Genomic DNA, 20,096 nt, shown 5'->3' with positions numbered 1-20,096 from the left:
CATGCCGCCCGGTTCATGTCCCTGTCAGGAGACATACACGGTGAGAACACCCGCCGAACCTTGACAACTCCCCTGGGCACACAAGAGATTGACGCGCGTAGAGCGCTGTGCGCCCACCGGCCCGCCGCTCGCTCTCACCTCTTCATACGACCTCACCCTCATCCGGAGTTCCTCGATGCCGCACATACCCCGTGCCACCCGGCCCGCCGTGAGATCCGCCGCCGTCTCGACCGTCGTGGCGACCGCCCTCGCCGCCGGTCTGCTCGCCGTGAGCTCCTCGTCCGCTTCCGCCGCCGAGGTGCGCGTCCACGACATCCAGGGCGCCACCCGCCTCTCTCCCCTCGCGGGGCAGCAGGTCACGGACGTGACGGGCATCGTGACCGGCGTCCGTACGTACGGTTCGAAGGGCTTCTGGATCCAGGACCCGAACGCGGACTCCGACCCCGCGACCAGCGAAGGCGTCTTCGTCTACACCGGCTCCGCCGCCCTGACCGTGCGGGCCGGAGACGCGGTCCGCGTCTCCGGGACCGTCGGCGAGTACGTTCCCGGCGGCGAGGCGTCCGGCAACCAGTCCCTGACGCAGCTCACCAAGCCGACGGTGACGGTCGAGTCGTCCGGCAACGCGCTGCCCGCGCCCGTCACGGTGACCGCCAAGTCGGTGCCTTCCGCGTACGCGCCCGACGGCGACCCGAGGGACGGCGGCAGCATCAACGCGCTGCCCCTGAAGCCGCGCTCGTACGCCCTCGACCTGTACGAGTCCCTGGAGGGCATGAACGTACGTGTCGGGACCTCGCGCGTGGTGGGCGCCACGGATCCGTACGCGGAGCTGTGGATCACCGTGAAGCCGCACGAGAACCCGAACCGGCGCGGCGGCACGGTGTACGGGTCCTACGACGACCAGAACACCGGGCGCCTGCAGATCCAGCAGCTGGCTCCGGTCTCCGAGCGGCCCTTCCCGAAGGCGAACGTCGGCGACTCGCTGTCCGGTGGCGCCGAAGGGCCCCTGGACTTCAACCAGTTCGGCGGTTACACGCTGGTCGCGCGGACGCTCGGCACGGTCGAGGACAAGGGGCTCGTACGGGAGAAGACCCGGCGGCAGGCCAAGGGCGAGCTCGCCGTCGCGACGTACAACGTCGGGAATCTCGACCCCGGCGACCCGCAGACGAAGTTCGACGCGCTGGCCGGGGCCGTCGTCTCGAATCTCGCGTCGCCCGACATCCTCGCCCTGGAGGAGATCCAGGACGACAACGGCGCGAAGAACGACGGGACCGTCTCGGCGGAGGCGACCCTGAAGAAGTTCGCGGACGCGATCGTCGCCGCGGGCGGTCCTCGGTACGAGTGGCGGTCCATCGATCCGCAGAACAACAAGGACGGCGGGGAGCCGGGCGGGAACATCCGCCAGGTGTTCCTCTTCAACCCCGAGCGGGTCTCCTTCACGGACCGTGGCGACGGCGACGCGACGACGGGCACGGGCGTCGTGCGTTCCTCCGGGCACGCCGCGCTGACGCTCTCCCCCGGCCGCGTCGACCCCGCGAACACCGCGTGGGCGGACAGCCGCAAGCCGCTGGCCGGGGAGTTCCGTTTCCGGGGGCGCAGTGTGATCGTGGTCGCGAACCACTTCGGGTCGAAGGGCGGCGACGAAGGGCTCACGTCACGGCACCAGCCGCCGGTGCGGTCGTCGGAGGCGAAGCGGCTGCGGCAGGCGCAGGCGGTCAACTCCTTCGTGCGGGACGTGCGGAAGGCGCAGAAGAACGCGGACGTGGTGGTCGTCGGTGACGTGAACGACTTCGAGTTCTCGCGGACGACCGCCGCGCTGGAGGCGGGCGGCGCGCTGAGGTCCGCCGTCGATTCCCTCCCGCGGTCGGAGCGTTACTCGTACGTCTACCAGGGCAACTCCCAGGTCCTCGACCAGATTCTGACCAGCCCGGGTGTGGGGCGCGCGGGGCCGGGCGGCTTCTCGTACGACAGCGTGCACATCAACGCGGAGTTCGCCGAGCAGAACAGTGATCACGACCCGCAGGTGCTGAGGTTCAGGCCGTAGCGTTCTTCCGTCACGCGTAGAGCCTGAGCAGCCAGTCCCGCCACGCCATTTCGGTGCCCTTGGCGTCGGCCTGCGGCGCGAAGTCGTGGATGCTGATGCCCACCGGGGCACCGAAGTGGTTGCGGCCGAAGAAGCGGTAGAGCGCGGTGTCCGTGCGCAGGCCGATGAAGTGCCTGCTGCGGAAGTCGATCATCGCGTCGAGAGGTTCGCCGGGGGCGTCCACGCGTATGCGTGCGCCTTCCGACGCGTCGTCGGGGAGGCCGAGGCGGCGGCCCAGCCTGGTGAAGGCGTGCGGGGCCGTGGAGGGGGCCGGTCCGTCGAGGGTGGTGAAGGTGACGGGCAGGCCCCTGAAGTACGTGAGGTACTGGCGCAGGGTGTGCAGGTAGAAGTCGGTGTGCCTGCTGGCTTCCTCGTACTGGGCGTCCCAGTCGTCGGTGAGGATGCCGCTGTGCACGTAGCGGACCCAGGAACGGCGGCCGCCGTCGCGGGGCTCGATGGTGCGGTCGAGCTGGTTGACGGTCTGACCGGGCGGAAGGCCTCCGAGGCGGTCGACGCGGTCGGTGAGGCGGTGCGGTGGCTCCCAGTGGGTCACGACGCCGCCGAAGGGGGCGGCGCCGCCCTCGCGCGGTTCGTACTCCAGCATGGGCCACAGCCAGCCGCCGGTGCCGGTGGTGAACGCGTCCCAGACCTCGGCAGGAGAGGCATCGACCTCGAACTCCCGCTCGATCTCGAACTCCTTGCCCGCGGTCATGACGACTCCCCCCTGACGTCCCGCACCGCTTCAACATCCCACCGGCACCCCTTCCCGTCCAGGGCGGTGGTGGTGCCGGGGAAGGGGTGTGGCACGGCCGGGCAGGGAGTGCGTGATGAGCGGGAAATCGCCGTCGTCCGAGCGCCCGACCGCACGACCGCACGACCGCTCGACCGCGAGAGATCAGCGCGGTTCCATTCCATGAGCCAAGCGGTACCTGCCCTCGACGGGCAGCCCTTCCCCGCTCTCCCACTCCGCGTAGCTGATCACCCGCTCGCCGTCCGTCGTCACGTGGAAGTGGACGGAGATCAGACCCGGGGCCCCCCGCGGAACCTCCGCCTCCCCCTCGGTGATCACGATCGCCCCGGCCACCCGGTCATCGCCGGCCGCCCGCGCCACCCCGTCCCGCAGCCGCGTCTTGTGCAGCCCCAGCCGCTCGATGCCCGGCACGGCCTCGTCGATCTCGGCGTTCCGCTCGTCCCTGCCGTGTGCGAAGAAGTCCTGGTACGCCTCGTCGTCCCGCCAGTGCGAGCGGTGCGCCACCGTCGAGCCGTCCGCGCCCGTGTACACGGTGTACGAGAGCAGGCCCTCGTGCGGCCACGGGCGGCTCTCCCAGGCCCAGGCGATCGCCTCGACCGTGGCCCGCTGGCGCTCCGGCGTGCCCGTGCTCCATGTGCTGAGGAAGACGAGCCCGCCGTCCGCGCGGGCCGGGTCGGGGAGGGCGGTGGCGTCGACGTGTGCCTTCATGGCGTTCTCCTTCAGCGTGTGGACGGGCCCTGCGCGGCCCGTGACGCACACACTGCGACCTCAAGTTCACTTGAGGTCAAGCCCGTTCAGAAGAAGCCATCGGGGCCAGTTCCGGCCGCTTCGCCTCGCGTCCGTCACCCGAGGAGCGGCCCCTGAGGCGCCGCCACACCCACGGGCCCATGAACCCCGCGAACCACGCCGCCTCCGCCGCCAGTGCCCGCAGCGTGGAGACCGGAGGCGGTGGGGGCAGCAGTGGCCGTATCCAGTCCTCGTGGCCGGGGATGCCCAGCGCGTCCGCCATGCCGGCGGCGATCCGGGCGTGCCCCAGAGGGCTCGCGTGCAGGCGGTCGGTGCTCCACAGGCGGGGGTCCGTGGTGACCCGGTGCGGGAACGTGTCGAGGACGGCGACTCCATGGCGGTCCGCCGCCGCGCGGATGCGGGCGTTCAGGTCCAGGACGCGGGGCAGCGCCCTGCGCGCCAGCGGCGAGATCCGCCCGAGGTCGGGGAACGTCACGGTGGCCACACGCGCACCCGCCGCGGTCAGCTCGGTGAACATGTCCTCGATGTCGCCGGCCACTTGGGCCGCGTCGAAGCCGGGGCGCACCAGGTCGTTCATGCCCGCCATCACCGTGACCAGGTCCGGGCGCAGCGCGAGGGCCGGGGCCAGTTGCTCGGCCTTGATGCGGGCCGTCAGCCTGCCCCGCACGGCGAGGTTCGCGTATCCGAACTCCGGGTTGCCCTCGGCCAGTATCTCGGCGAGCCGGTCGGCCCAGCCGCGGTATCCGTGCACCTCGTCACCGTCGCCGACCCCTTCCGTCTGACTGTCGCCGATCGCGACATAGCGGGCGTACGCATGCGTCGTCATGGCCAGAGCCTCCCCTTGAAGCCATGGCACGTCAACGCGACGGCGACCGCCGGCCACACCGCTGCTCAGCGGACGTGCCCGCCGCCGTCCACCAGGGGATTCACGCCCGTGCGGTACGAGGCGTTCGCGCCGAGGGCCGCGTCCGGTGACGCCCGTGCCGGACGGCGCGCGCTAACTCCGCTCGTCCCCCGCGAGCCGCGCCAACTCGCCCTGGAACACGTCGAGTCGGGCCTGCAGCAACGCCGCCTCGGCGACCAGTTCGGGCACCCCCATGGCCTGGTAGGGCGACCCCGGCACGGACTCCGGGGGCGCCGCGGTGACCGTGAGGCCCTCCCCGGCGAGGCGGGCGAACTCCGCGAGCCGCACCGACGCGCGCCTGCCCGCACAGACCCCGCACACCCCCTCGCCCCCCCGCCACCCCGGCCTGCCCCACCCGGCGTCCACGAGGACCGACGCTCGCGCCCCGCAGTCGCACGGCCGCACCGTCACCGCGCGCACCCGCTGCCGCGCGTACCTGAATCCGCGCTCGAAGCGGATGTACGCGCCGAGCACCGTGACCTGGAGCAGCGCCGCCCCGCGGTGCTCGCCCACGCACAGAAGGGCCTGCGCCACGGCCCGTTCGTGGACACAGTGGAAGCCGCAGTCGCAGCGGCGGTGCGGCGCCGCGTGCCGCCGGCCGTAGACGCAGCGGGCCTCGTCGAGCGCGCCGTAGGGCAGGGCGGCGCCCAGGGAGACGCCGGTGAACCCCGCCCGCGCGCCGTCCTGGGAGAGCGCGAGGCGGGCGATCTTGTATCCGGTCGGCGGCTCCTTCGGACGTTCCGCGGGGAGCCGCAGCCTCATCGGACGGCCGGGACCTCGACCGCGGGGACCTCGGCCGCCGGCTCCTCGGCCGTCGCCGCCGGTTCGGGCTCGGGCTCCGCGTGCCCGGGCTCGGCGTACCGCTCAAGGTCTTTCTCCCCCGGGCGCTCCTGGGGAGCTTCTTCGGCGATCCCGGTGGCGAGTGCTTTGCCCAGCCTCATGACGCCTCCTGTGGCGACCGCCGCGCGGCCGTCCGTCGACTACCGTCGGCCCATGGTGGCCCATACAGGGGCGAGTTGGCACTAGGCCGTGTCCTGGGGCGTAGGCCTGCCGACGGCATCCTCTTAGCGTTCCTGCTGAATACCTCGTAGCAGAATTAAGTGGAGCTTCAGCGTTGGCGTACCGACACTGCCTCTATGACCTCACCCTCGCCCTCTCCATCGCCCTCCCCTACGGCCCCTCCCCTCGGCCGCGCTCTCTGCGCGATGGTCACGCCGTTCACCGACGAGGGTCTGCTGGACCTCGACGGCGCCCAACTGCTGGCCGAGCGGCTGGTGGACGACGGTTGCGACGGACTCGTGCTCTCCGGCACCACCGGCGAGTCCCCCACCACCTCCGACAGCGAGAAGGCAGCGCTCGTGCGGGCCGTCGCCGAGGCGGTCGGCGACCGAGCCACGATCGTCGCGGGCGTCGGCAGCTGCGCCACGCGGCACACCGTCGAGATGGCGCTGGAGGCCGAGAAGGCGGGCGCGGACGCCCTGCTGGTGGTGACGCCCTACTACAGCAAGCCGCCGCAGGACGCCGTCGAGGCGCACTTCCTGGAGGTCGCCGACGCGGCGGGGCTCCCGCTCGCCCTCTACGACATCCCGGGCCGCACCGGGACCCGCATCGAGCCGGAGACGATGCTGCGGCTCGCGGAGCATCCACGGATCGTCGCCGTGAAGGACTGCGCGTACGACCTGATGGGCACCCAGAAGGTGCTGTCGCGGACCGACTTGGCGTACTACACCGGCTGCGACGAGTTCATCCTCGCGCTGTACGCGGTGGGCGGCGCGGGATACATCAGCACGGTGGCGAACGCCGCGCCCGGACAACTGCGGGCGATCATCGACGCGTTCGACGCGGGCGACACCGCGTCCGCTCGCCGAGGTCAGCAAGAAGCCATGGAGCTCATCGAGTTGATGATGGGCGCGGGACTCCCGGGCACGGTCACTTCCAAGGCGCTGCTCGGCGCGCTCGGTCTGCCCGCCGGCCCCGTCCGCGCACCACTGCGGCCCGCCGGCCGCGAGGCGACCGACGGGCTGCTGACCGCGTACGAGGCGTTGCGTCAGCGGGCGGTGAACAGGGTCAGCGGGCGGTGAACATCGGCGTCCAGCGCCCCGGATAGGTGGCCGACGCCTTGCGGAAGTCGCTCAGCGGCACGACCTTCTCGCTGCCGACGGTCACCAGCAGAAGCTGATTGCGGTACTCCCCCTTGCCGTCGCACTTCTCGGGGGCGCAGCCCCACGCGATGAGCCGCTTGTCGTCGGCCCAGGCGAGGAGCTGCTGCCCCGGCACCGTGGTGACCTTCTTGCCGGTCGTGGGGTCCAGGAGCGGCGAGCCCTTGTCGTTGCCGTCGCTCGCGAGCAGCTTGCCGTCGGGCGACAGGCCGGCCTCGGGCCAGCCCGCGTACTTCTCGGCGGCGGGCGCCTCGGTCTTGGCTCCCGCCAGGGTGTACCAGGCGCGGTTCTCGCCGTCGGCCCCCATCGCCAGTTGTACGTAGAGCAGCTCGCCGTCACGGCTCCACTCCAGGTCCTCCCGCGGGTTGCCGTCGAAGAAGCCGAACTCGCCGGCGCTCTTCTGGGGCAGCTCACGGAAGGCGCCCACGTCCCCCGAGGCGGCGTCCACGACGAAGAAACCCGTGCGGCTGCCGTGCGGCTGGGGATCGTTGTCGGGGTGGTCGTCGGGCAGGTCGATCAGCCGGTCGGGATTCTTGCTGTACGCGGTGGCGACCAGCTTGCTGCCGTCCGGCGACCAACTGACGCCCGCGACCGGGTGGTTCACCGGGATCCAGCGTTCCAACTTGCCGGTGATCAGGTCGAGGACGCCGATGCGCCGAGCCGGGAGTTCGCCCTCCAGGACGGCGGCCGTCCGCATGCCGGGCGCGACATCGATCCAGGCCCACTTCTTGGACGCCTTCTCGTACTTCCCGGTCCTCTGGTCGAGAAGACCGTAGGTGCGAGTGACGAGCCGGTCGCCGTCCGGCTGATCGGTGGTCCTCGTCGTGTAGAACGCGGCGAGCGCGGTGTTCCCCGCCGCGATCAGGTCGCGGGGCGGCGACTGGTCGGGGTGGGCGACGACATCGCCGGTCTGTCCGTCGCTCGCCGGACGTACGCCGTCGCCCCCGTCGAGCGCGGGAACCGCCACCGCGGCGGCCACCACCGCGGCCGTGGCGACCGCGAGGCCCGCGATGGTCCGGGTCCTGCGGCGACGCCTCACGGTCAGCACCCGCTCGGCGAAACCGGCCGGGGGCCGCACGCCGTCGTCCGCCTGCTCCTGGAGCGACGCGCGCACCAGCTCTTCGACGTTCACGGTTGTACCTCCACGGGTGACACGGACGAGACGGGCGACACGGGCGACACGGGCGACACGGACGAGTGGTCACGGCGCGGCGGCTGCCGCCCGGCTCCGGGGTCCGGCCCGTCGAGCGCCGCGAGCTCGGGGGCGAGACCGCGCAACTTGGCGAGCGAGCGGTGCGTGGTGCTGCGCACGGTGCCGACGGAGCAGCCGAGGAGCCGGGCCACGTCGGCCTCCGGCAGGTCCTCGAAGTAGCGCAGGACCAGTACGGTGCGCTGGCGCGTGGTGAGCCGGGCGAGCGCGGCCCGCATCACGACGCGCAGCTCGGCGGCGCCCGCGCCGTCCCGCTCGGCGCTCTCCGGCGGCTCGGCGACGGCCAGTTCGCGCCGCGGCCACTTCAGGCGCCAGCGGCTCACCTGCTGCCGGTAGAGGATCTGCCGGACGTACGCTTCCGGGTCGTCGATCCTGTGCCAGCGGCCCGCGGCCTTGACCAGCGCGTTCTGCAGCAGGTCCTCGGCCGCGTGCCGGTCGCCGCCGCTGAGCAGTACGGCGGTCTTCAGCAGCGTCGATGTCCGGGTCGCCACGAACTCCCGGAAGTTCTCCTGTGCCTGGGCATCCATCGTCACCTTCGCTCCCTGGTGGGCCTGCTGCCCCCCTCACCCATGAAGACGGTCCCGGATGCCTCCGGCTATGCCTGTGTCCGCGTGATTCAGCCCGCGGCGGGGAAGCCCCCTGCCTTGGTCCACCGGAGTGTGTCGCCGCCCCGGCTGAACGTGACCTTCTTGCCCCCGGCGGCGACGGCGATCTTCTCCCAGCCGTCGAAGTCCTTCGTGAGGTGCGTGGCCCACTTCGTCAGCGGGCCCGTGGCGACCGCGGCGACCGACTCGGTCGGCGGCTCACCGTCGGCGCAGTAGACGCCGAAGTCCCCGAAAGCCGCGACGGTGCCGTCCTTGGCCTTGAGCGTGATGCCCTGACAGGCGTCGGTCCTGGTCTTGTGGACCACGGCCGACTTCGACCAGCCCTTGGCCTCGGGGCTGTAGTCCTGCACGAAGAGCCCCTTGCCCTTCATGTAATGCATCGCCACGCGCCGCCCGTCGGCGAGCTTGACCTGTGCGTTGAACGGGCTCGGGCTGCCGCTCCAGGGGATGTCGCTCTTCTCCAGCGGATGGCGGTGGTCGCCGTTGGATATCCGGTTCGCCCCCTGGGCCGCGTCGCCGCCCACGCCAGGGCTCTGACCGCACCCTGCCACCAGCGCGAGTATCACCGTCCCGCTCAGGGCAAGGGCCCGGATCCCCGCTCGGTGCATGTCTGCCTCCTGTCGTCCCGCACGGCCCGCGCCATGACGGGAGGGCAGCTTACGCAAGAGCGCCCTCCGGGAGACCGGAGGGCGCTCTGTTCCGCGGGCGGCGGTGATCAGTTGTGGCTGTGCAGCACGTCGTTCAGACCGCCCCACACCGCGTTGTTCGGGCGGGCCTCGACGGCGCCGGTCACCGAGTTGCGGCGGAAGAGGATGTTCGAGGCGCCGGAGAGCTCGCGGGCCTTGACGATCTGCCCGTCGGGCATGGTCACGCGGGACCCGGCGGTGACGTAGAGGCCGGCCTCGACGACGCACTCGTCGCCGAGGGCGATACCGACGCCCGCCTCGGCGCCGATCAGGCAGCGCTCGCCGATGACGATGCGGACGTTGCCGCCGCCGGAGAGGGTGCCCATCGTGGAGGCGCCGCCGCCGATGTCGGAGCCGTCACCGACGACGACACCGGCGGAGATGCGGCCCTCGACCATGGAGGTGCCGAGCGTGCCCGCGTTGAAGTTCACGAAGCCCTCGTGCATGACCGTCGTGCCCTCGGCGAGGTGCGCGCCAAGGCGCACGCGGTCGGCGTCGGCGATGCGGACACCCTTCGGCGCGACGTAGTCCGTCATGCGGGGGAACTTGTCGACGGAGGTCACCGAGAGGTGCAGGCCCTCGGCGCGGGCGTTGAGCCGGACCTTCTCGACGTCGTCCACGGCGACCGGGCCGAGCGAGGTCCAGGCGACGTTGGCGAGGAAGGCGAACTGGCCGTCGAGGTTCACGCCGTGCGGCTTGACCAGGCGGTGCGAGAGCAGGTGCAGGCGCAGGTAGACGTCGTGGGCGTCCATCGGCTTCTCGTCCAGGGAGGCGATGACCGTACGCACGGCGACGATCTCCACGCCACGGCGGGCGTCCCGGCCGATGGCCTTGCCCGCGCCCTCACCGAGCAGCTGCACGGCACGCTCGGTGGTGAGCCGCTCGGTGCCCGCGGGGCCCGCTTCGGCGACGAGCTCGGGCGCGGGGAACCAGGTGTCGAGAACAGTGCCGTCGGCGGTGAGGGTGGCGAGGCCTGCGGCGACGGCGCCGGTGGTGCGAGATGCAGTCGTGTCGGTCATGGGTGAAACCTAACCGGAGGTGCGGCGCGCGGGCGAACCGGTCTCAGCGACCGGGCCTCGGGGCGGTGGGGCCGCCCGGGGACATGCCCCGCCGGCACCGGGACGAAGCCGGTGGCGGACGGCCGCCGCCTCCCGTCAACCACCCGACGCAATCAGCCGGTTGAACATCTCGCGCGCGTACGCCTCGTCGTACACGCCGTCCGTGAGCAGTACCTGCAGGCATATCCCGTCCATCAGGGCGACCAGGGCGCGCGCGGTGGCCTGGTCGGTGCGTTCGGCGAACACCCCGGCGAGTCCGTCGCACCAGCAGGCGGCGACGGGCCGCAGCGCGGGCCTGCGCAGCGCAGCCAGGTACAGCTCGTACTCGAGCTCGATCCCCGTGCGTTCCTGGCCGAGCCACATCCCGAGCACCTCGGCGATCTCACCGGCGAGGTCGACCCGCGGGTCCTGGAAGCCGCCTCGGCCCGCGACCACCTTCGCGAAGCCCTCGTTGGCCTGCTCCAGAGCGGCGAGCAACAGTTCGTCGAGTGTCTTGAAGTGGTAGGTGGTCGAGCCGAGCGGCACATCGGCCTCGGCCGCCGCCGACCGGTGGCTGAGCCCGCCGATCCCCTTCTGCCCCACCACTCGGATCGCGGCGTCGATGATCCGCTGCCGGCGCTCGGGGTCGTACCGGCGGGCCATCAGTGGGCACCGCCCAGATTGAGCACGACGACGCCCGCGATCACGAGAACGATCCCCGCGATCTTGACCAGGCCGGTGGACTCGCCGAGGAACAGCATCCCGATGGCGGCGACCGCGGCAGTGCCCGCTCCCGCCCAGATCGCGTACGCGGTTCCGACGGACAGCGTCTTGAGGGTCTGTGCGAGCAATGTGAAGGCGATGACGTACCCCACGACGGTGATCAGCGAGGGCCAGAGCTTGCTGAACCCCTCGCTGTACTTCATGGCCGTCGTCCCGGCCACCTCCGCCGCGATGGCCGCGGCCAGCAGTCCGTATCCCATGTGTACGACAGTACACAACGTTGTGTACGGGCGTACGCAGAAGCCGTGGGGCAACCGGTTAAGGTGACGCGATCACTGTGGGGGCCACAGAGCACACGCGGCGAGAACCGCACGACGCTATGGAGCACAAGAGCGATGCCGGACACATCGGGGTGGGGACCACAGACGCCTTACGGCGGACCACCGGGTCCTTACGGCGCGCCGCCCGGCTGGGGCTGGAACGGCAGCGGCTGGGCGCCGCCGCCCCCGCCGCCGAAGCCGGGCGTCATCCCCCTCGCGCCGCTCGGCGCCAACCACATCATCGGCGGCGCGTTCGCGACGATGCGGCGCTACGCCAAGCCGCTGTTCGGAACCGCCGCCGCGGCCTACGGCCTGCTCGCCGTCGTCGTCGTGGCCGGTCTCGGACTCGCCTACGTCGCGACCCGGGAGCACATCAGCGCCATGTACGAACCGGACGCGGACTTCACCTGGGACGACGGCAGGCCGATCCTCGTCGCGTTCGGCCTGGCGTGGCTGCTGTTCATGCTCGCCTCGCTGGTCGTCAACTCGTTCATCCAGGCCTCGTGCGCCGCCACGCTGCACGAGGCGGTACTCGGCCGCCCGGCGTCGTTCGGCGCGGTCTGGCGCAAGGCGTGGTCACGGACGCCGTCCGTGCTGGCCGTGACCTTGCTGCTCTCGCTCATCCTGATGCTGCCGGTAGCCGCTTTCGCGCTGGTCCTCTTCTCCATCCTCTTCCTGATGATGACCCAGTCGCTCATCCCCATCGGCCTGGTCTTCCCGCTGTTCCTGGTGTCGATGCCACTCGCGGCCTGGCTGTACGTCCTGTTCGCCTTCGCCCCGGCGGCCGCGGCCCTGGAATCGGCGGGCCCCTTCACGGCGTTGCGTCGCTCCGTGCGCCTGGTGCGCGGCGCCTGGTGGCGCACCTTCGGCATCTCGCTGCTCGCGGGCCTCATCGTGGTGGGCGTCTCCCTCGCCCTCCGACTGCCCCTTCAGTTCGCCGCGCCGACCCCGCCCGCGGTCGACCCGGACGACTCCGCGTCGGCCTACCTCCTCGACCAGCTGCGCTCCCAGTTCGGCCTGTACGCCGTCCTCGGCCTGCTCGGCAGCTTCCTCGCCCAACTGGCCGCCACCGTGTTCCTCCCGCTGGTGACCGCCCTGCTGTACCTCGACAGCCGCATCCGCAAGGAGGGCCTGGCGCACACCCTGACGGCAGCCTCGTCGGCCCCGCAGCCCGTGCCGTAGAAACAGTTCGGCCCCCCGCGCCGAAGCGCGGGGGGCCGAACCATGGGTACGTGTCTCAGACGTTGAACCCGAGCGCGCGAAGCTGCTCGCGGCCGTCGTCCGTGATCTTGTCCGGGCCCCACGGCGGCATCCAGACCCAGTTGATCCTGAGTTCGTTGACGATGCCGTCCGTGGCGGACTTCGCCTGATCCTCGATGACGTCCGTCAGCGGGCAGGCCGCCGAGGTGAGCGTCATGTCGATCGTCGCGATGTTCGCGTCGTCGACGTGGATGCCGTAGATCAGGCCGAGGTTGACGACGTCGATGCCCAGCTCGGGGTCGACCACGTCGTACAGCGCCTCGCGCACCTCTTCTTCGGAGGCGGGCTTGGTCAGTGTTTCGTTCTCGCTCATGCGGTCTTCCTCTCAGCGACGTCTTCGGTACCCAGCGCCTGCGCCGTCGCGTCCTTCCACGCCATCCAGCTCAGCAGAGCACACTTCACACGCGCCGGATACTTCGAGACCCCGGCGAACGCGACGGCGTCCTCCAGAACCTCCTCCATCGCGTCGTCCGGCTCCAGCTTGCCCTTGGACTGCATCAGCTCCAGGAAGGCTTCCTGGATCTTCTGCGCGTCCGCGAGCTCCTTGCCGACCAGGAGGTCGTTCAGGACGGATGCGCTGGCCTGGCTGATGGAGCAGCCCTGCCCCTCGTACGACACGTCGGCGATCGTCGACCCGTCGTACTTCACGCGCAGCGTGATCTCGTCGCCGCACGTCGGGTTGACGTGGTGCACCTCGGCGTCGCCATCACGAAGACCGCGCCCGTGCGGGTGCTTGTAGTGGTCCAGGATGACTTCCTGGTACATCGAATCCAGCTTCACGTTCCCGGTCAGCCCCTCAGCCGAAGAAGTTCCGTACGTGCTCCAGGCCGTCGACGAGCGCGTCGATCTCGCCGGGCGTGGAGTACAGATAGAACGACGCTCGCGTGGTCGCAGGAATTCCGTAACGGAGGCAGACGGGGCGGGCGCAGTGGTGACCCACGCGGACCGCGATGCCTTCCTCGTCCAGGACCTGGCCCACGTCGTGCGGGTGGATGTCGCCGAGCGTGAACGAGATCGCGGCACCGCGGTCCTCGGCCGACGCCGGGCCGATGATCCGGAGGTCGGGGACCTCCAGGAGCCGCTTGACCGCGTACTCGGTGATCGCGTGCTCATGAGCGGCGATCTTGTCCATACCGATGGCCGAGAGGTAGTCCACGGCCGCGCCCAGGCCGACGGCCTGGGAGACCGGGGGCGTGCCCGCCTCGAACTTGTGCGGCGCGGGAGCGTAGGTCGACGAGCTCATCGACACGGTCTCGATCATCTCGCCGCCGCCGAGGAAGGGCGGAAGGTCCTCCAGGAGCTCCTGCCGTCCCCACAGCACGCCGATGCCCGTCGGGCCGAGCATCTTGTGACCGGTGAAGGCCACGAAGTCGGCCTGCAGCGCCTGCACGTCGAGCACCATGTGCGGGGCCGCCTGCGAGGCGTCGATCAGCACCAGGGCGCCGACCTCCTGCGCACGGCGGACGATCGCCTCGACGGGGTTGTGCGTGCCCAGGATGTTCGAGACCAGGACGAAGGAGACGATCTTCGTCTTCTCCGTGATGATCTCGTTCATGTTCGACAGGTCGAGCCGGCCGTCGTCCGTGAGACCGAACCACTTCAGCTTCGCGCCCGTGCGCTGCGAGAGCAGCTGCCACGGCACGATGTTGGAGTGGTGCTCCATCTCCGTGATGACGATCTCGGTCTCGTGGTCCACGCGGTAGGGCTCGTCGGCCCAGCCCAGCATGTTGGCCACGAGGTTGAGCGACTCCGAGGCGTTCTTGGTGAAGATCACCTCGTTGCGGCTCGGCGCGTTGATGAACGCCGCGACCTTGTCACGGGCGCCCTCGTAGAGCGCCGTGGCCTCCTCCGCGAGGATGTGCACTCCGCGGTGGACGTTGGCGTTGTGCTTCTCGTAGTACTCGTTCATTACGTCGAGCACCTGGCGCGGCGTCTGGGACGTCGCCGCGTTGTCCAGGTAGACGAGCTTCTTGCCGTCGTGGATCGTGCGATCCAGGATCGGGAAGTCCTTGCGGATCGCCTCGGTGTCGAGGAGGCCGGTGAGCCCCTGGTGGGCCACTGTCACGCGGATACGCCACCCTTCGTGTAAGCCTCGTAGCCCTCGGCCTCGAGCTTGTCGGCGAGCTCGGCGCCGCCGGACTCGGCGATGCGGCCGTTCGCGAAGACGTGCACGAAGTCGGGCTTGATGTAGCGCAGGATGCGCGTGTAGTGCGTGATCAGCAGGGTGCCGACCTCGCCGGTCTCACGGACGCGGTTGACGCCGTCCGAGACCTGGCGCAGGGCGTCGACGTCCAAGCCGGAGTCGGTCTCGTCGAGGATCGCGATCTTCGGCTTGAGGAGCTCCATCTGGAGGATCTCGTGGCGCTTCTTCTCACCGCCGGAGAAGCCCTCGTTCACGTTGCGCTCGGCGAAGGCCGGGTCCATCTGGAGCTGCTCCATCGCGGACTTGACCTCCTTCACCCAGGTGCGCAGCTTGGGGGCCTCGCCGCGGATCGCCGTCGCCGACGTACGCAGGAAGTTGGAGACCGAGACGCCGGGAACCTCGACCGGGTACTGCATGGCCAGGAACATGCCGGCGCGGGCGCGCTCGTCGACGGACATCTCGAGGACGTCCTCGCCGTCGAGCGTGACGGTGCCCTTGGTGATCGTGTACTTGGGGTGTCCCGCGACGGAGTAGGCGAGCGTCGACTTGCCGGAGCCGTTCGGGCCCATGATGGCGTGGGTCTCGCCCTGCTTAACGGTCAGGTCGACACCCTTGAGGATTTCCTTGGTGCCGTTCTCGACCTCGACGGTGACGTGCAGGTCGCGGATTTCAAGCGTTGCCATGTGCCTCAGGACTCCTGGGTGACGGAGACGAGCACATCGTCCCCTTCGATCTTTACGGGGTATACGGGGACGGGGCGCGTCGCGGGCAGACCGGACGGCTTGCCGGTGCGGAGGTCGAAGGCGGAGCCGTGCAGCCAGCATTCGATCTGACAGTCCTCCACCTCTCCCTCGGAGAGGGAGACGTTCGCGTGCGAGCAGATGTCGTTGATCGCGAACACCTCGCCCTCGGTGTGGACGACCGAGACCGGCGTGCCGTCGAGTTCCACCCGCTTCGGGGTGTCCTCCGACAGCTCGCTCAGGCCACAGGCGCGTACGAAGGTCATGCGGTCGACGCCTCCAACTCCTCTTCGATCTTGGTGAGGAGCCGCTCTTCGACGTCGGGCAGGCCGATCTGCTGGATCAGCTCGGCGAAGAATCCACGGACGACCAGGCGGCGCGCCTCGCCCTCCGGGATACCGCGCGACTGCAGGTAGAAGAGCTGCTCGTCGTCGAAGCGGCCGGTCGCCGAGGCGTGGCCCGCTCCGACGATCTCGCCGGTCTCGATCTCGAGGTTCGGCACGGAGTCGACGCGGGCGCCGTCGGTCAGAACCAGGTTGCGGTTCAACTCGTACGTGTCCGTGCCCTCGGCGGCGGCCTCGATGAGGACGTCGCCGATCCACACCGCGTGGGCGTCGTCGCCCTGGAGCGCGCCCTTGTAGACGACGTTCGACTTGCAGTGCGGCTGGTTGTGGTCGACAAGGAGGCGGTGCTCCTGGTGCTGGCCGGCGTCGGTGACGTACAGGCCGATGAGCTCGGCCTCGCCGCCCGGGCCCGCGTACTCGACGCGGGGGTGCAGGCGCACCAGGTCGCCGCCGAAGGTCACGACGACCGACTTGAAGGAGGCGTCCCGGCCGATCAGCGCGTTGTGCTGCGCGACGTGCACGGCCTTGTCGTCCCAGTCCTGGACGGAGACGACGGTGAGCTTGGCGCCGTCGCCGACGACGAAGTCGACGTTGGCGGCGAGCACGGCGTCACCGGTGTGGTCGATGACGACGAGGGCCTCGGCGAACGCGCCCAGCTCGATGACCTGGTGCGCGAAGGCGGTGCCGCCCTCGCCGTGCACGGCGATCCGGATCGGCTCGGTGAGGACCGTCTCCTTGGGGACGGACACGACCGAGGCCTTCTCGAAGGACGCGTAGGCCTGCGCGGCGACGCGGTCGACGGGCTTGCCCGCCTTGCCCACGCGCGCGTCGTCACGGCCGACGGTCTCCTGGGTCACGCCCGCCGGGGCCGTCACCTCGACGCGGATGCCGCCGGTGGCGCCCCCGTCGGGAATTGCCGTGCCGTCGTGCAGCCCGCGCAGGCGCTCCAGCGGCGTGAACCGCCACTCCTCCTCGCGGCCGTGGGGGACGGGGAAGTCCGCCACGTCGAAGGACGGGGGCGCGCTCATGCGGGTGGCGACGGTGGACTCGGCGGCCACCGCGATGGATCCGGCGGTGGTGGACCCCACCGGGATATTCTGAGCCTCAGCCATGGCTGTCGTCGTGCTCTCTCTCTGCGTCACTGCGTAAGAAGTCAGTCGCTGCGGGGGACGGCGGCCGGTCTTAACCGACCGAGCCCTCCATCTGCAGCTCGATCAGCCGGTTCAGCTCCAGGGCGTACTCCATCGGGAGCTCCTTGGCGATCGGCTCGACGAAGCCGCGCACGATCATCGCCATGGCCTCGAACTCCGTCAGACCGCGGCTCATCAGGTAGAAGAGCTGGTCGTCGGAGACCTTGGAGACCGTGGCCTCGTGCCCCATCGACACGTCGTCCTCGCGGACGTCGACGTAGGGGTAGGTGTCCGAGCGGGAGATCGTGTCCACGAGCAGCGCGTCACAGAGCACGTTCGACTTCGAGCCGTGAGCGCCCTCACCGATCTCGACCAGACCGCGGTACGAGGTGCGGCCGCCGCCTCGTGCCACCGACTTGGAGACGATGTTCGAGGAGGTGTTCGGCGCCATGTGGACCATCTTGGAGCCGGCGTCCTGGTGCTGGCCCTCGCCCGCGAAGGCGATCGACAGGGTCTCGCCCTTGGCGTGCTCGCCCATCAGGTAGACGGCGGGGTACTTCATCGTCACCTTGGAGCCGATGTTGCCGTCGATCCACTCCATGGTCGCGCCCTCGTACGCCACGGCGCGCTTGGTGACCAGGTTGTAGACGTTGTTCGACCAGTTCTGGATCGTCGTGTAGCGGCAGCGGCCGCCCTTCTTGACGATGATCTCGACCACGGCGGAGTGCAGGGAGTCCGACTTGTAGATCGGCGCCGTGCAGCCCTCGACGTAGTGCACGTAGGCACCCTCGTCGACGATGATCAGCGTCCGCTCGAACTGGCCCATGTTCTCCGTGTTGATACGGAAGTAGGCCTGGAGCGGGATCTCGACGTGCACGCCCTTCGGCACGTAGATGAACGAGCCGCCGGACCACACCGCGGAGTTCAGCGACGCGAACTTGTTGTCGCCGACCGGGATGACCGTGCCGAAGTACTCCTTGAAGAGCTCCGGGTGCTCCTTCAGCGCGGTGTCGGTGTCCATGAAGATGACACCCTGCGCCTCGAGCTCCTCGTTGATCTGGTGGTAGACGACCTCGGACTCGTACTGGGCCGCGACACCGGCGACGAGGCGCTGCTTCTCCGCCTCGGGGATGCCGAGCTTGTCGTACGTGCTCTTGATGTCCTCGGGCAGGTCCTCCCAGGACTGTGCCTGCTTTTCCGTGGACCGCACGAAGTACTTGATGTTGTCGAAGTCGATGCCCGACAGGTCCGAGCCCCAGTTGGGCATGGGCTTCTTGTCGAACAGCCGCAGGCCCTTGAGGCGCAGCTTCGTCATCCACTCGGGCTCGGACTTCTTCTGCGAGATGTCCTTGACGACGTCCTCGTTGATGCCGCGCTTGGCAGATGCACCGGCCACATCGGAGTCGGCCCAGCCGTATTCGTACGTGCCCAGACCATCGAGTTCGGGGTGGGCAGTCTCCGTGGGGAGCGTCATTCGGGGTTCCTCCCGGCCGTGCTTGCGGATGCGATATCAGTGGTCTGCGGGGTGATGCTGGGAATGAACGTCGTGCACACGCCGTCGCCGTGGGCGATGGTGGCGAGCCGCTGGACGTGCGTCCCGAGGAGGGCGGAGAAGATCTCCGTCTCCGCCTCGCAAAGTTGTGGGTACTGCTCGGCGACGTGGGCGACCGGGCAGTGGTGCTGGCACAGCTGCTCGCCTACCGGAGCCGTGCGGGCCGTAGCAGCGTACCCGTCGGCGGTCAACGCCTTCGCGAGGGCCTCTGCGCGCTGCTCGGGGGGCGCCGCGTCGATCGTCTTCCGGTAGGCCACGGCCTGGGCGGCCATCCGCTCGCGGGCGAATTCGACGACCGCTTCCTCGCCGTGCCGCTCGCTGATCCAGCGCAGGGCGTCGGCGGCGAGCTTGTCGTACGACTGGTCGAAGGCGTCCCGGCCGCAGTCGGTGAGCGCGAAGACCTTGGCGGGGCGCCCGCGCGTACGTGCGCCGTAGATCCGCTGTTCGCGGGGCTCGACCACGTTCTCGTGCGCGAGGGTGTCGAGGTGCCGGCGCACCGCGGCCTGGGTCAGACCGAGGCGGGTCGCGAGGTCCGCCACCGTGGACGGGCCGTTGTCCAGGATGGAGCGCGCGACCCGGTTGCGTGTGGACCGCTCCCCGGTCGCGAGTTCCTCCTGCGGAGCCTCGCCAACGTTTTTCACAACGCCATTGTTGCGTAATTCCTCAGAGCCTGACAACCCAGGCCGGGATCACGGTTCGGTGCGCTGCATCACTTAGGCATACCTAAGCTGACCTGCGGGAATGATCACTGATCGATCAAATCGGTGGCGGGCGGGGACCGGGGCGAGGAGACTCCCTGAACATGTCGACACCCCCTCCGACCGGCCCTTTGTGCACGCGCGCGTCCCTCGCGGCCGACCTCCGCGAGCTCGGCGTGAACCCCGGGGAGACCCTCCTCGTGCACTCCTCGCTCAGCTCCCTCGGCTGGGTCGCCGGGGGCCAGGTGGCCGTCGTCCAAGCGCTTCTCGACGCATTGGGCCAAAAGGGCACGCTCGTGGTCCCCGCGCAGTCCAGCGACAACTCCGACCCGGCCGAGTGGGAGAACCCGCCGGTACCGGAGTCCTGGTGGCCCCGGATCCGCGCCTCCCTCCCCGCCTACGACCCGCGCACCACCCCCACCCGAGGCGTCGGCGTGATCCCCGAGACCGTACGGACCTGGCCGGGCGCCCTGCGCAGCGCCCACCCCCAGACCTCCTTCGCCGCGGTCGGCCCCCGCGCGTCGGCGCTCCTGGAGGGGCACGCCCTGGACTGCCGCCTCGGTGAGCGCAGCCCGCTGGCCCGCCTCGAGGAATCGGGCGCCCGGGTCCTGCTGCTCGGTGCGGGATTCGATTCCTGCACCTCCTTCCACCTGGCCGAGTACCGGCTCCCGGCGCCCGAAGTGTCGAACTCCTTCGCGGTCATGACCCCGCAGGGCCGCCGCTGGACGACGGTGCGCGAGACCTCGATCACCGAGGAGCGCTTCGACGAACTCGGCGCTGACTTCGAGCGGGACCGCCCCGTGACGCGGGGCCGGGTCGGCGCGGCGACGGCCCGGCTGTTCCCGGTGGCCGACGCGGTGGCGTACGCGGAGCGCTGGCTCGACACCCACCGCTCGCGCGCCGAGTGGGCCCGTTACTGACCTTGTTGGCGTGATGTCGCGAGGGCTGACAAGTCTTGGTTTTCGCAGTAGGCCGGTCATATGAGGTATCCGCAAGGGGGTGGGCTG

General features: G+C 70.2%; 23 protein-coding genes. 4 read left to right on the top strand and 19 right to left on the bottom strand.

All coding sequences use genetic code 11. The features are described 5' to 3' along the window. Positions 1–175: 175 nt before the first annotated feature. On the top strand, positions 176–2,041 hold the full coding sequence (locus AB0I94_RS30655) for an endonuclease/exonuclease/phosphatase family protein (protein ID WP_363312950.1): 1,866 nt from the start codon (positions 176–178) through the stop codon (positions 2,039–2,041). A 10-nt stretch (positions 2,042–2,051) separates the two neighbouring features. Here the strand turns inward: AB0I94_RS30655 and AB0I94_RS30650 are convergent, their stop codons facing one another. The 5 genes from AB0I94_RS30650 to AB0I94_RS30630 form a co-directional block, all read right to left on the bottom strand. Beyond that, positions 2,052–2,792: an SRPBCC domain-containing protein gene (locus AB0I94_RS30650; protein ID WP_363312949.1), complete on the bottom strand. Its 741-nt coding sequence runs from the start codon at positions 2,790–2,792 to the stop codon at positions 2,052–2,054. A 183-nt stretch (positions 2,793–2,975) separates the two neighbouring features. Continuing rightward, positions 2,976–3,539 (bottom strand): antibiotic biosynthesis monooxygenase, encoded by a 564-nt coding sequence (locus AB0I94_RS30645; protein WP_363312948.1) that lies wholly within the window; start codon positions 3,537–3,539, stop codon positions 2,976–2,978. Between the two features lie 76 nt (positions 3,540–3,615). After that, a complete protein-coding gene (locus tag AB0I94_RS30640) occupies positions 3,616–4,404 on the bottom strand; it encodes an SGNH/GDSL hydrolase family protein (RefSeq protein WP_363312947.1) in 789 nt (262 codons plus the stop codon). A 171-nt stretch (positions 4,405–4,575) separates the two neighbouring features. Further along, positions 4,576–5,244, bottom strand: a complete 669-nt coding sequence (locus AB0I94_RS30635; protein WP_363312946.1) for a hypothetical protein — start codon at positions 5,242–5,244, stop codon at positions 4,576–4,578. Beyond that, positions 5,241–5,423, bottom strand: a complete 183-nt coding sequence (locus AB0I94_RS30630) for a hypothetical protein (RefSeq protein ID WP_363312945.1) — start codon at positions 5,421–5,423, stop codon at positions 5,241–5,243. The genes AB0I94_RS30635 and AB0I94_RS30630 overlap by 4 nt, the downstream gene beginning before the upstream one ends. Before the next feature lie 195 nt (positions 5,424–5,618). On the opposite strand from AB0I94_RS30630, the gene dapA reads away from it, so the two are divergent. Then, complete coding sequence (dapA, locus tag AB0I94_RS30625; protein WP_363312944.1) at positions 5,619–6,563, top strand: 4-hydroxy-tetrahydrodipicolinate synthase; 945 nt, start codon at positions 5,619–5,621, stop codon at positions 6,561–6,563. On the opposite strand, the gene AB0I94_RS30620 is transcribed toward dapA, so the two are convergent. From AB0I94_RS30620 to AB0I94_RS30595, 6 genes are all read right to left on the bottom strand, one after another. After that, the gene (locus tag AB0I94_RS30620) at positions 6,550–7,773 is read right to left on the bottom strand and encodes a WD40 repeat domain-containing protein (RefSeq protein ID WP_363312943.1); all 1,224 of its coding nucleotides are present in this window, start codon (positions 7,771–7,773) and stop codon (positions 6,550–6,552) included. The genes dapA and AB0I94_RS30620 overlap by 14 nt on opposite strands. Further along, on the bottom strand, positions 7,770–8,378 hold the full coding sequence (locus AB0I94_RS30615) for a SigE family RNA polymerase sigma factor (RefSeq protein WP_363313073.1): 609 nt from the start codon (positions 8,376–8,378) through the stop codon (positions 7,770–7,772). Before AB0I94_RS30615 ends, AB0I94_RS30620 begins: the two co-directional genes overlap by 4 nt. Positions 8,379–8,467: 89 nt before the next feature. After that, positions 8,468–9,064, bottom strand: a complete 597-nt coding sequence (locus AB0I94_RS30610) for a hypothetical protein (RefSeq protein WP_363312942.1) — start codon at positions 9,062–9,064, stop codon at positions 8,468–8,470. Between the two features lie 107 nt (positions 9,065–9,171). Continuing rightward, positions 9,172–10,161 carry a 2,3,4,5-tetrahydropyridine-2,6-dicarboxylate N-succinyltransferase gene (dapD, locus tag AB0I94_RS30605; protein WP_363312941.1) on the bottom strand — a complete coding sequence of 330 codons (990 nt, stop codon included), beginning with the start codon at positions 10,159–10,161 and terminating at the stop codon, positions 9,172–9,174. A 135-nt stretch (positions 10,162–10,296) separates the two neighbouring features. After that, on the bottom strand, positions 10,297–10,842 hold the full coding sequence (locus AB0I94_RS30600) for a TetR family transcriptional regulator C-terminal domain-containing protein (protein ID WP_363312940.1): 546 nt from the start codon (positions 10,840–10,842) through the stop codon (positions 10,297–10,299). Next, positions 10,842–11,162 (bottom strand): multidrug efflux SMR transporter, encoded by a 321-nt coding sequence (locus AB0I94_RS30595; RefSeq protein ID WP_363312939.1) that lies wholly within the window; start codon positions 11,160–11,162, stop codon positions 10,842–10,844. The genes AB0I94_RS30600 and AB0I94_RS30595 overlap by 1 nt, the downstream gene beginning before the upstream one ends. Before the next feature lie 135 nt (positions 11,163–11,297). Here AB0I94_RS30595 and AB0I94_RS30590 point away from each other — a divergent pair, with 135 nt between their 5' ends. Next, the gene (locus AB0I94_RS30590) at positions 11,298–12,404 is read left to right on the top strand and encodes a hypothetical protein (RefSeq protein ID WP_363312938.1); all 1,107 of its coding nucleotides are present in this window, start codon (positions 11,298–11,300) and stop codon (positions 12,402–12,404) included. Positions 12,405–12,459: 55 nt separating this feature from the next. On the opposite strand, the gene AB0I94_RS30585 is transcribed toward AB0I94_RS30590, so the two are convergent. The 8 genes from AB0I94_RS30585 to AB0I94_RS30550 form a co-directional block, all read right to left on the bottom strand. Next, entirely contained in the window at positions 12,460–12,795 is a 336-nt protein-coding gene (locus tag AB0I94_RS30585; RefSeq protein WP_160504340.1) for a metal-sulfur cluster assembly factor, read from the bottom strand. Then, positions 12,792–13,262 (bottom strand): Fe-S cluster assembly sulfur transfer protein SufU, encoded by a 471-nt coding sequence (gene sufU / locus AB0I94_RS30580; protein ID WP_363312937.1) that lies wholly within the window; start codon positions 13,260–13,262, stop codon positions 12,792–12,794. Before sufU ends, AB0I94_RS30585 begins: the two co-directional genes overlap by 4 nt. Before the next feature lie 16 nt (positions 13,263–13,278). Continuing rightward, on the bottom strand, positions 13,279–14,547 hold the full coding sequence (locus AB0I94_RS30575; protein WP_363312936.1) for a cysteine desulfurase: 1,269 nt from the start codon (positions 14,545–14,547) through the stop codon (positions 13,279–13,281). Continuing rightward, entirely contained in the window at positions 14,544–15,308 is a 765-nt protein-coding gene (sufC, locus tag AB0I94_RS30570; RefSeq protein WP_363312935.1) for a Fe-S cluster assembly ATPase SufC, read from the bottom strand. Before sufC ends, AB0I94_RS30575 begins: the two co-directional genes overlap by 4 nt. A 5-nt stretch (positions 15,309–15,313) precedes the next feature. Beyond that, positions 15,314–15,631 (bottom strand): bifunctional 3-phenylpropionate/cinnamic acid dioxygenase ferredoxin subunit, encoded by a 318-nt coding sequence (locus tag AB0I94_RS30565; RefSeq protein WP_363312934.1) that lies wholly within the window; start codon positions 15,629–15,631, stop codon positions 15,314–15,316. Then, positions 15,628–16,821 carry a Fe-S cluster assembly protein SufD gene (gene sufD, locus AB0I94_RS30560; RefSeq protein WP_363312933.1) on the bottom strand — a complete coding sequence of 398 codons (1,194 nt, stop codon included), beginning with the start codon at positions 16,819–16,821 and terminating at the stop codon, positions 15,628–15,630. Before sufD ends, AB0I94_RS30565 begins: the two co-directional genes overlap by 4 nt. 70 nt (positions 16,822–16,891) lie before the next feature. Then, a complete protein-coding gene (sufB, locus tag AB0I94_RS30555) occupies positions 16,892–18,313 on the bottom strand; it encodes a Fe-S cluster assembly protein SufB (RefSeq protein WP_363312932.1) in 1,422 nt (473 codons plus the stop codon). Beyond that, positions 18,310–19,032 carry a metalloregulator ArsR/SmtB family transcription factor gene (locus AB0I94_RS30550; protein ID WP_363312931.1) on the bottom strand — a complete coding sequence of 241 codons (723 nt, stop codon included), beginning with the start codon at positions 19,030–19,032 and terminating at the stop codon, positions 18,310–18,312. The genes sufB and AB0I94_RS30550 overlap by 4 nt, the downstream gene beginning before the upstream one ends. Positions 19,033–19,193: 161 nt before the next feature. On the opposite strand from AB0I94_RS30550, the gene AB0I94_RS30545 reads away from it, so the two are divergent. After that, positions 19,194–20,009: an AAC(3) family N-acetyltransferase gene (locus AB0I94_RS30545; protein WP_363312930.1), complete on the top strand. Its 816-nt coding sequence runs from the start codon at positions 19,194–19,196 to the stop codon at positions 20,007–20,009. Positions 20,010–20,096 lie beyond the last annotated feature (87 nt).

Source organism: Streptomyces sp. NPDC050147 (assembly GCF_040660195.1).
In the GTDB taxonomy this organism is placed as follows: Bacteria; Actinomycetota; Actinomycetes; order Streptomycetales; family Streptomycetaceae; genus Streptomyces.
The sequence above is the reverse complement of the archived record's forward strand: the minus strand, read 5'-3'. Positions and strand labels throughout refer to the sequence as shown.